The sequence below is a fragment of the Protofrankia sp. CiP1_Cm_nod2 genome (assembly GCF_920664355.1).
Classification (GTDB): Bacteria; Actinomycetota; Actinomycetes; order Frankiales; family Frankiaceae; genus Protofrankia.
On sequence record NZ_CAKKTL010000190.1, the window covers coordinates 8499 to 9574 of the forward strand.

General features: G+C 58.6%; 1 protein-coding gene and 1 CRISPR repeat array. The gene reads left to right on the plus strand.

Going from position 1 to position 1076, the window contains the following annotated elements; all coding sequences use genetic code 11:
* Positions 1-261: TetR/AcrR family transcriptional regulator C-terminal domain-containing protein (locus NBW84_RS18410; RefSeq protein ID WP_250285977.1), on the plus strand; the 261-nt coding region annotated here is incomplete at its 5' end.
* A 115-nt stretch (positions 262-376) separates the two neighbouring features.
* Positions 377-1045: direct repeats of the CRISPR family, unit length 36 nt; unit sequence GTCCCCGCGATCTACAAATCCGAGCCGGATTGAAAC.
* Positions 1046-1076 lie beyond the last annotated feature (31 nt).

Below are 1076 nucleotides of genomic sequence, written 5' to 3' on the forward strand. Positions count from 1 at the left end.
TCCAACCGCGGCCACCTCGACGTCGACGGGCCCGACACCGCCGCCGCGCGCTTCCTCGCCCTCGTCTCGGGAGACCTCCCCGAACTCTCCGCGCTCGGCACCAGCGAGGTCACCGACGCCGAGCTGCGTACGGCCATCGCCGCCGACGTCAACACCTTCCTACGCGCCTTCGCTCCCACCCGCCACCTAGATCATCCACCACAACCTCCGACACGCCGACAAACCCGGGAGGTTGTGGTGGGAGATCGACATGTATTCTGACCTGCAACGACACAGAATTTTTAGATCATCTCACCATGATTCAAAAGATCTTCAAAAGGAGGTTGTGGTTGGATCTTGCAAACCCCCAGCTCAGACGGGGTACAATTCGGACAGCGTCCCCACGATCTACAAATCCGAGCCGGATTGAAACCAGGCAGTTCTGCGACGGTGTCGATCAATGCCTTGTCCCCACGATCTACAAATCCGAGCCGGATTGAAACAAAACCACCTCGGCCTTCGGAGCCAACCGCGGTCCCCACGATCTACAAATCCGAGCCGGATTGAAACCCCCTCTCGGTGTAGGCGAGCCATGGGCCCATGCCGTCCCCGCGATCTACAAATCCGAGCCGGATTGAAACTACGGGCCAGTTCGAACAGCCCAAAGAAATCATTGGTCCCCGCGATCTACAAATCCGAGCCGGATTGAAACTCGTGCGGCAGCCCTCCGGGTCGACCGCTTCAATAGTCCCCGCGATCTACAAATCCGAGCCGGATTGAAACGGTGGGCTGTCCAGCCCCCCCAGAACATCAGCCGTCCCCGCGATCTACAAATCCGAGCCGGATTGAAACAAGCCGAAGCCGATCTGCGAGCACGCGTGGTAAACGAGTCCCCGCGATCTACAAATCCGAGCCGGATTGAAACTTGTCGGCCTCCGTCTCGGGGTTGGGCGTGAACAGTTCCTGTGATCTACAAATCCGAGTCGGATTGAAACCTGCGACCACGCACGATGCACATGCCTAACGGTGTGTGCCTGTGATCTGCGAATCCGGGTCGGATTGAAACGGGATGTGGCCGACTCCGAAGATTATTGACA